Annotated in this window: 10 protein-coding genes and 1 pseudogene; 7 read left to right on the forward strand and 4 right to left on the reverse strand. The window is 53.3% G+C overall.

Annotated features, from left to right (window positions below):
• Positions 1-127: 127 nt before the first annotated feature.
• Complete coding sequence (patD, locus tag H6F43_RS19655; RefSeq protein WP_190344639.1) at positions 128-502, forward strand: heterocyst frequency control protein PatD; 375 nt, start codon at positions 128-130, stop codon at positions 500-502.
• The gene (locus H6F43_RS19660) at positions 499-1,689 is read left to right on the forward strand and encodes a tetratricopeptide repeat protein (RefSeq protein ID WP_190344641.1); all 1,191 of its coding nucleotides are present in this window, start codon (positions 499-501) and stop codon (positions 1,687-1,689) included. The genes patD and H6F43_RS19660 overlap by 4 nt, the downstream gene beginning before the upstream one ends.
• Before the next feature lie 56 nt (positions 1,690-1,745).
• Here H6F43_RS19660 and hemL read toward each other — a convergent pair whose 3' ends face one another.
• Positions 1,746-3,044, reverse strand: a complete 1,299-nt coding sequence (gene hemL / locus H6F43_RS19665; RefSeq protein WP_190344643.1) for a glutamate-1-semialdehyde 2,1-aminomutase — start codon at positions 3,042-3,044, stop codon at positions 1,746-1,748.
• A 127-nt stretch (positions 3,045-3,171) separates the two neighbouring features.
• On the opposite strand from hemL, the gene H6F43_RS19670 reads away from it, so the two are divergent.
• Entirely contained in the window at positions 3,172-3,357 is a 186-nt protein-coding gene (locus H6F43_RS19670) for a ChaB family protein (protein WP_190344645.1), read from the forward strand.
• A 74-nt stretch (positions 3,358-3,431) separates the two neighbouring features.
• On the opposite strand, the gene hslO is transcribed toward H6F43_RS19670, so the two are convergent.
• On the reverse strand, positions 3,432-4,334 hold the full coding sequence (gene hslO, locus H6F43_RS19675; protein ID WP_190344647.1) for an Hsp33 family molecular chaperone HslO: 903 nt from the start codon (positions 4,332-4,334) through the stop codon (positions 3,432-3,434).
• Positions 4,335-4,465: 131 nt separating this feature from the next.
• Complete coding sequence (locus H6F43_RS19680) at positions 4,466-4,885, reverse strand: hypothetical protein (protein ID WP_190344649.1); 420 nt, start codon at positions 4,883-4,885, stop codon at positions 4,466-4,468.
• A gap of 81 nt (positions 4,886-4,966) precedes the next feature.
• Here H6F43_RS19680 and H6F43_RS19685 point away from each other — a divergent pair, with 81 nt between their 5' ends.
• On the forward strand, positions 4,967-5,353 hold the full coding sequence (locus tag H6F43_RS19685) for a hypothetical protein (RefSeq protein WP_190344651.1): 387 nt from the start codon (positions 4,967-4,969) through the stop codon (positions 5,351-5,353).
• Here the strand turns inward: H6F43_RS19685 and hisD are convergent.
• Positions 5,333-6,631, reverse strand: coding sequence for a histidinol dehydrogenase (gene hisD, locus H6F43_RS19690; protein WP_190344653.1), 1,299 nt, complete (start codon positions 6,629-6,631; stop codon positions 5,333-5,335). The genes H6F43_RS19685 and hisD overlap by 21 nt on opposite strands.
• Before the next feature lie 215 nt (positions 6,632-6,846).
• On the opposite strand from hisD, the gene rpsT reads away from it, so the two are divergent.
• The 3 genes and pseudogenes from rpsT to H6F43_RS19705 all read left to right on the forward strand — a co-directional run.
• Positions 6,847-7,155 (forward strand): 30S ribosomal protein S20, encoded by a 309-nt coding sequence (rpsT, locus tag H6F43_RS19695; RefSeq protein ID WP_190344655.1) that lies wholly within the window; start codon positions 6,847-6,849, stop codon positions 7,153-7,155.
• A 69-nt stretch (positions 7,156-7,224) separates the two neighbouring features.
• On the forward strand, positions 7,225-8,058 hold the full coding sequence (locus tag H6F43_RS19700) for a TatD family hydrolase (RefSeq protein ID WP_190344657.1): 834 nt from the start codon (positions 7,225-7,227) through the stop codon (positions 8,056-8,058).
• A gap of 325 nt (positions 8,059-8,383) precedes the next feature.
• Positions 8,384-9,261 (forward strand): annotated as a pseudogene (locus H6F43_RS19705) (DNA-directed RNA polymerase subunit beta); the annotation flags it as partial.

The following is a 9,261-nucleotide window of genomic DNA, read 5'->3' on the forward strand; positions in this document are numbered from 1 at the left end:
ATGTAAAGCTTTAAGTAACATCCATCTTAGCAAGCAGACTACGATTCTTTACATCTACCTAAGTGCATTGATTCAAACTCAGGGAAAATTCGTTGTTGATCGCAGCGGAATTAGGAAGTAAGGCACCATGCTGACAAACGTGCATCAACAAGCCTATCAAGTGTTTAAGCATAAAGTTGAGATCCTTGGTGGAGCGCTTGACCAGGACGATCGCGCAACGCTATCGACGGCAATTGCAGAATTACAGCCTTGGTTCCAAACTCAACTTCTCACCCTATCGATAGACGATCTCGATCCGGTACAGCAGCAGCAAGTACAGTCTTACCAGGTGGAAATGAATAAACAACTGCGGCTGCTGGCAATGGATAGTCTGTTTCTGCAAGCCGCGCGGCAGTCAGCAACAGCAGGACAGCGGCAGGAGCAGATCCGCGATCGCGTATCAACGTTAATTCGCTACTGCGATGCGCTACTGGGTACCGATGATTCGTCAAAACTGCCATGAGTGTAAGCCTGTGCATGATCGTCCGGGACGAGGAAACCGCCTTGCCGAGCTGCCTGCAAAGTGTGCAAGCGATCGTCGATGAGCTAGTGGTTGTAGATACCGGATCGGTCGATCGTACCGTCGCGATCGCGCGCGAATTTGGAGCTAGAGTGCATCCATTTGAATGGTGTGATGATTTTTCGGCGGCACGGAATGTTTCGCTGGAGCTTGCTCAAGGCGATTGGATTCTTGTGCTGGACGCTGATGAAGGGCTATTGCCAGACAGTATTCCTGCTCTAAAGCAGGTGATCCAAACCAAAGACATTCTGGCAGTGAACCTACTGCGGCGGGAAGTTGGTGCAGCACAGGCACCCTACTCGGCAGTGTCGCGTCTGTTTCGCAATCGTCCTGATATTCGCTTTTTTCGTCCGTACCACGAGTTGATCGACGACAGCGTTGCCGCAATCTTGCAGCGAGAACCACACTGGCGCGTCGTGCAGCTACCACAGGTCGCGATGCACCACACGGGCTATCAACCGGGCACGATCGCCCAGCGTCAAAAGTTTGATCGCGCCCGCACAACTATGCAGCGCTTCCTGTCCGCTCATCCAGAGGATGCCTATATCTGCAATAAGCTCGGCGCACTCTACGCCGAAACCGGAGAGATCGAAGCCGGACTTGAGCTGCTTCAGCGTGGACTGCGATCGCCCCAGACAGAACCCACCGTGCTCTATGAGTTGCATTATCATCTGGGCAGCGTCTATCGGCAGCTACAGCAGACTACACAGGCAGAGCACCACTATCAAGCAGCGGTAGAACAACCGATCTCGACCGCTCAAAAATTGGGCGCTTACACAAACTGGGGCAGTTTACGCATGGAGCAGGGAAACCCTTCAGGCGCTAAGGTGCTGTTTCAGGCTGTGGTAGAGGCTGCGCCCACTTTTGCAATTGGGCAGTTTAACCTAGGAGCGGCGCTAAAAGCGCTGGGGGATTTAAACGGCGCGATCGCCCACTACCAGCAGGCGATCGACTTAGACATTAGCTATGCCGACGCCTACCAGAATTTGGGTGTTGCCTTGTGGAACTCTGGCAAAATTCTAGAGGCGCTGTCTGTCTTTAAGCAGGCGATCTCGCTGCACGAGCAGCAGGGATCGCCGGAAGCCGATCGCCTGCGGCAAGGACTGCGTCAGAAAGGCTTTAACCTGTAAAAAACCCCGGACTAGCCGGGGTTCAACTTAACTTGTTAACAGGTCTATACAGCTACCTACAGCATAGACAGAACAGAACGCGCTGCTTCCAGGGTGTGATCGATGTCTTCGTCAGTGTGCGCTAGCGATGTAAAGCCAGCCTCAAACTGAGACGGAGCCAGGTAAACGCCGTGCTCCAACATGCCGCGATGGAAACGGCTGAACTTGGTCAGGTCAGATTTCTTGGCGTCTTCGTAGCTGTGGACTGGACCTTCAGTAAAGAACAGTCCAAACATGCCGCTGATTTGCCCGCCGCATGCTGTGTGCCCCGTCTCCTTAGCAATTTGCAGCAGCCCGTCCGACAGACGCTTGGTGATACGATCAAGCGTCTCATAGGTACCAGACTGGCGCAGAATTTCCAGCGTTTTGATGCCTGCGGTCATTGCCAGCGGATTTCCAGAGAGCGTGCCCGCCTGGTACATGGGTCCCGCAGGCGCTACCATGCCCATGATGTCCTTGCGTCCGCCGTAGGCGCCCACAGGCAACCCGCCGCCGATGATTTTACCGAGCGTGGTCAAATCTGGCGTGATGCCAAACTTCTCTTGAGCGCCACCGTACGCGATGCGGAATCCCGTCATCACTTCATCAAAGACGAGCAGCGCGCCGTTCTCTTGGGTTATTTCCCGCAGTCCTGCCAAAAAGCCTGCATCTGGCGGAATGAAGCCCGCATTGCCTACGATCGGCTCTAGAATGACTCCTGCGATCTCGCCAGGATTTTCCTCAAACAGCGCTTTAACTGCTTCTAAGCTGTTAAACGGGGCAGTGAGCGTGCTGCCCGTTGTCGATTTGGGAACTCCTGGAGAGTCAGGCAAGCCCAGCGTAGCCACGCCAGAACCCGCCTTGACCAAGAACATATCGGCGTGTCCGTGGTAGCAGCCTTCAAACTTGATGATTTTTTCACGTCCAGTAAACGCCCGTATCAACCGCAGCACCGACATGCAAGCTTCGGTCCCAGAGTTGACAAATCGAACCATTTCGATGCTGGGTACAGCGTCAATTACCATCTCTGCCAGAACATTCTCTAGACGTGAGGGTGCGCCAAAGCTAGTTCCTTTTTCTAGCGCTTCGTGCAGCGCTTGAATCACGGCTGGATGAGCGTGTCCACAGATTGCCGGACCCCACGTGCCGATATAGTCGATGTAGCGGTTGCCGTCTACGTCCCAAGCGTAAGCGCCGTTCACGCGATCGAACACGATCGGCTGCCCGCCAACCGACTTAAAGGCGCGAACCGGAGAGCTAACGCCACCGGGCATCAATTTTTGAGCTGCTGCAAAAATTTCTTCTGATTGAGTTGTTTTCAACGTGCTGGTGATCAAGGTGGACTCCTTGTAAAGTGGTTGGCTAAGTTAAGTTATGTAGATTACAAACTCGGCCTCGGGATATACATGCAGATGGGTAAGCCAGACTACTATTCAATTATTCCATTTGCTGGAGGTGACGGTGATGTCGTATCGATCGAATCGGGAATTACCTGCAAGTATCCGCGATCGTCTGTCAGAAGCCGCCCAAACGCTCTACCGCACTGCGTTTAACTCGGCGATTCAGTGGTACGGTGAGGAGACGAAAGCGCACAAGATCGCTTGGAGCGCCGTCCGTAATCAATTGGTTAGCCTCAACAGCGCGATTTAATTCACGTTAAGTTCTGCAGCTTTATAGACAGACTTACAGGTAGCAGAGCCGCGACTAGTCGCGGCTCTTTCGCGTCACAGGGAGGATTCTGCTCTCAGTTCTCCAATCAGTTGCTCTAGCTGGTCACTACTAGCCCGATATACGTTGCCGCAGAAATCACAAACAGCCTCTGCACCATCGTCCTGAACAATCATCGACTCTAGTTCAGGAATGCTGAATAGCTTCAGAGCACCCAAGGCTCGATCGTGAGAGCAGCGACAGTGAAAGCGAAGTAGCTGCACTTCCGGCAGAATCTCTAAGCCCAGATCCCCTAGCAGTTGCTCAAACATATCGTTCAAAGTTTTACCTGCCTGAAGCATGGGCGTAAAGCCAGCCAGCGCGCTGATGCGAGATTCTAGCAGCTCAACGAGTCCCTCATCGGTCGCAGCCTTGGGCAAAACTTGAATCAGCAAGCCACCTGCTGCCGTTACCCCGGTTGCATCCACAAATACACCAAGGACAAGCGCTGAGGGCGTCTGTTCAGAAGATGCGAGATAGTGAGTGATGTCGTCCCCAATCTCCCCTGTAACCAATTCAACCGTGCTGGAGTAGGGGTAGCCAAAGCCGACATCCCGCACGACGTAAACAAAGCCCTCGTGCCCAACCGCGCCACCCACGTCTAGCTTGCCCTTGTCGTTTGGTGGCAGCTCTACGTCCGGACGGTGTACATAGCCGCGCACTGTGCCGTCCAGTCCAGCATCCACCAGAAGTCCGCCCAGCGGTCCGTTGCCTCGAATCCGAATATTAACTCTGGATTCAGGACGCTTCATGCTAGAAGCAAGCAGCAAGCCAGCCGTCATGGTACGACCCAGAGCCGCTGTCGCCACGTAGGAAAGCTTGTGCCGCTGTCTAGCTTCATCTGAAAGACGAGTTGTAATTGCCCCGACAGCCCGAATGCCCCCTTCCGCTGCCGTCGCTCGAACTAGCTGATCAGCCATTGAAATCTTACGTTTCTTAACAGTTCTACTTATCTATTCTAGAGTGTCGTTCCATAGAGTGTCTGTTTTGATCGAGGGCGATCGCGCCGCCCGTCCACAGAAAAACTGCGCTTGCTGGTGCCACTGCAAAGCTAAATCGGACGGATAAACCGCGCATTTGCTCGCACCAGACAAATGCGATCGTTCGGACCCAGGTTCACCTTCAGCCACGGCTTGTTTTGGACATCATACATCAGCGCAAAACCAGCGGGAGCCGTGTTTGCGTTCAGTACCGTATTGCGCTTGAACTGACGGACAACGGACCACTGACTGTATGTTGCAGGTGGCAGTTTCGCTTCTGGATTGAACCAGTCCGCAGGCATTGCCTTGGACCAGCGACAGTTGACTCCATTCGAGTCTGGATCGGTCACAATCCACTTCGTATGGCTAGTACGACTGGTGTAATCTCCTTGACGATCGGCAGCAGGAAGTGGCGGGGCAGCTAGTGCCGAGATCGGAGCTAGCGAAAGGACAATCGACAGAACGGGGATCAAAAGGGCGATTAGGCGCATGGGGAATCCTTAGTGAGTTGCGCAACGTTGCTCATGGCTCCTCTGGCATACTGAAGATACCAGCACTAAAACAGTTCACCAATGCAAGGAACTTATCAGCAAAGTAATCTCAGAATTGAGCTAGCGGCTTCTGAGCAAGCGCTGCGCGAAAGTTTACTCTATCCAGCGAAACTTCAGCAGTGGCTTGCACCCCTACGACTTTCCCGTGGGCTGCCGGACGTGCTTCAGCCTGGATTAACTTTTTCAAGCGTGTTGGGACCGATCGCGATCCAACACACGGTTGACCGGGTTGAGTCCAATTACCTCCGCTTTCTGCTAAGCCAAGGAATCGATGGATTTCATGAGTGGCAGTGGGGCGAAGGCTGGGTGCAGTCTCGAATAGAAGGCGTCTCACTGTTGCCCCTCAACCTAGGTCAGAGCATCAGTCTACTGCGGCTCCAGCAGAGTTTAGCTGTCTCGAACCCGTAGCCGCACCGAATCGGCGTGAGACGGTAGCCCTTCCGTGGTTGCCAGCACGTCGATCGCTTTAGCAACTTTTTGCAGCGCGGTCGGCGAGTACTGAATCAGGCTCGAGTGCTTCAAAAAGGTTTCCACGCTCAGCGCCGACGCATAGCGAGCAGCTCCCGAGGTCGGTAGGGTATGATTCGGACCTGCTAGATAATCTCCAACGGCTTCAGGCGTTGAGCAACCGAGAAAAATTGCGCCTGCGTGGCGAATCTTATCGAGCAGTCCCCAGGGATCAGCAATTTCAAGTTCTAGGTGTTCAGGCGCAAACTCGTTTGAGAGATCTGCCGCCACGTCCAGCGACTCTACAACGACGACCAAGCCATAGTGCGCGATCGCCTTTTCGGTCAGCAGGCGGCGGGGATGATCAACCAGTTGCCGCTCGACTTCCTCCACAACTTTACGCGCCAACACCGAATCATCCGTCAGCAAAATAGCGGCAGCCATCTGGTCGTGCTCTGCTTGCGCCAGCATATCCGCCGCTACATGCACAGGATTTGCTGCCTTGTCCGCGATAATCAGCACTTCTGACGGACCCGCTAGCGAGTCAATGCCAACCGTGCCGTACACCAGCTTTTTCGCAAGCGTCACGTAGATGTTGCCCGGTCCCGTAATCACATCAACCTTGGGGATCGTTTCGGTACCGTACGCAAGCGCCGCGATCGCCTGCGCCCCGCCCACGCGGTAGATTTCTTCTACGCCTGCTTCCTGCGCTGCTACCAGCACCGCCGGATTAATCCCCTTCTCTCCATTAGGAGGCGTCACCATAATGATGCGTGGCACTCCTGCCACCTTCGCTGGCACCGCATTCATCAACACAGTACTAGGGTAGGCTGCCTGACCTCCGGGGGCATACAAGCCCGCGCGATCGACGGGCGTATATCGCTTGCCGAGCACCACCTCGTCTTCACCGAAGTGCACCCAGCTTTTGGGCACGCGCTGACGATGGAACGCCTCAATCTGGCGAGATGCCAACCGAATTGCGTCGAGTAAGTCTTTGGAAACCTGCTGATAAGCGGCATCGAGTTCTGAACCACTCACTCGAAGTTCATCGGCTTTGAGCGCCACGCGATCAAATTCGGATGTGTAATGCAGCAGTGCTCGGTCTCCCTGGCGTTTGACTGCCTGAAGCACTTCCCGCACGGTTGCTTCCTTATGGACAACCTGATCATCGTGGGTACGATCGCAGATTCGTCGCAGTTCAGTTCGTGCCTCAGCCCGCTGAGTAATGATTCGCAGCATGGAGTCAGAATGCCAGTCTTTAAGAACTATCCGGGTCAAGAACAGGGTGCTGAAGTCGTTCAATCACCCTAAACGCCGCACCTGTACTCGTTACTCTAGCTTAACCTGGATTTTTTGGGGATCGGGTTATTTGTTCATGGAGATGCTATAGTAATTTATCTAGCGTCCTGTCCGTTTGTCCAATAGAGTTCAATAGAAGGGTTTCGAGATTTACTGTGGCTAATATTAAATCTGCCATCAAGCGCGTTGAAGTCGCTGAGCGCAATCGTCTGCGGAACAAGAGTTACAAATCCGCTGTCAAGACGTTAATGAAGAACTACCTTACAGCAGTCAACACGTATGCAGCAAATCCTAGCCCTGAACTGATGCAGGAAGTTCAGAGCCGTATGGCGTCTGCGTACAGCAAGATTGACAAAGCTGTGAAGCGCGGCGTTCTGCACCGAAACAATGGCGCACGTAAAAAGTCTCGCTTGGCGCGCGCGCTGAAGCGATCGTCCCCTGCCAAATCCACAACTGCATCGTAGGTAGTTCAGTCAAGGTTCCAGGCTGTCCGCATCTAGCCCCTGTTCCTGACCTCTAGCCCCTACTTGCCCATGCAGTTGATTGACACACACGTTCACATCAACTTTGATGCCTTTCAGCCCGATTTGGTGGCTGTCGCACAGCGCTGGCGCGATGCTGGCGTTGTGCGCCTGGTGCACTCTTGCGTTGAACCTGCTGAGTTTGATGGCATTCAAGCGCTGGCGGATCGCTTCCCTGAACTGTTCTTTGCGGTGGGCTTACACCCGCTAGATGTAGAGGACAAGTGGACGCCTGCTGTAGTGGATGAAATTCAGCGCCTCGCCCAATCTGATCGTCGTGTTGTCGCGATCGGCGAGACTGGACTGGACTTTTTCAAAGCCAGTAATCGTTCGCAGCAAATGGATGCCTTTCAAGCTCACTTGACGATCGCGCAGCAGCATGACCTTCCAGTAATTATTCACTGTCGGGATGCCGCCGCACCCATGGCGGCGCTGTTACGTCAATACTGGGAGCAGCACGGTCCAGTAAAAGGCGTCATGCACTGCTGGGGAGGCACTCCCGAAGAGACGCAGTGGTTCCTGGATCTGGGCTTTTTCATCAGCTTCAGCGGCACCGTTACGTTCAAGAAAGCGGTTGAGATCCAGGAGTCTGCAAAAATGGTGCCGAGCGATCGTCTGCTGATTGAAACTGACTGTCCGTTCCTAGCTCCGGTACCTAAGCGAGGGGAAAAGCGAAATGAGCCATCCTACGTTCGTTTTGTAGCAGAGGAGGTTGCTCGACTACGACAGGTGCCATTGGAGGAGTTTGCTACACAAACAACGCAGAATGCTTGTCGGCTATTCGGTTTACCGCCTCTTTTAGTAGTGCCGGAGACATCGCTTGACGAATCTACTAATCTTTGCTAGAGATTGCCCACAAATTGCATTATTTTACGTCATACTAGATAGGAGTGGGACTATGAACGAGCAATTAGTGTCTAAACCTCAATTTTTCTTCCGAAGGCGTTCTTAGAAGCTTTCACGTTGGGCAGAACTCGTGAACTGCCTGCTCAAGATGGGTGAATGTGAACCACCTCTGAGAGACTGGAGATTGTCCTGAACTTCCAACCAGCACCTTGAATAGTTTTCGCCTTGGGTTCTGAGCAGAATCCGAGATTTTTGTATTGACTTAATCGTACAAACCACGTAAAATCTGGGACCGCGCTAGGCGTGACCCGTCAGAAGGAGACGCATGACTGAGCAGACCTACACTACACCCGCCTTTACTTTACCAGACCTGGTTGAAATTCAGCGGGCAAGCTTCCGCTGGTTTCTGGAGGAGGGACTGATTGAGGAGCTAGATAGTTTCTCGCCAATTACAGATTACACCGGCAAACTAGAGCTCCACTTTCTTGGCAAAGACTATAAGCTAAAGCGCCCCAAGTATGACGTTGATGAAGCGAAGCGGCGGGATAGCACGTACGCCGTGCAGATGTATGTGCCAACTCGTCTAATCAATAAAGAGACGGGTGAAATTAAAGAGCAAGAAGTCTTCATTGGCGACTTGCCGCTAATGACTGATCGAGGCACATTCATTATCAACGGGGCTGAGCGGGTCATTGTCAATCAGATCGTCCGTAGTCCTGGCGTGTACTACAAGTCTGAAACCGACAAAAACGGACGACGCACATACAATGCCAGTCTCATTCCGAATCGGGGTGCGTGGCTGAAGTTTGAAACTGACAAAAACGACCTTGTGTGGGTCCGCATTGACAAGACTCGCAAGCTGTCGGCGCAGGTGCTTCTGAAGGCGCTGGGTTTAACTGACGGGGAAATCTTTGATGCGCTACGCCACCCTGAGTACTTCCAGAAGACGATCGAAAAGGAAGGGCAGTTTGGCGAAGAAGAAGCCTTAATGGAGCTTTATCGCAAGCTGCGCCCGGGTGAGCCACCCACCGTTTCCGGGGGTCAACAGCTGCTGGATTCCCGCTTCTTTGATCCCAAACGCTACGATCTGGGCAAAGTTGGACGCTACAAGCTGAACCGCAAACTGCGCCTCAGCGTGCCGGAAACGATGCGCGTGCTGACACCGCAGGACATTCTAGCGGCGATCGACTACCTGATCAACCT

The organism is Leptolyngbya sp. FACHB-36 (assembly GCF_014695955.1).
Lineage (GTDB): Bacteria > Cyanobacteriota > Cyanobacteriia > Leptolyngbyales > Leptolyngbyaceae > FACHB-36.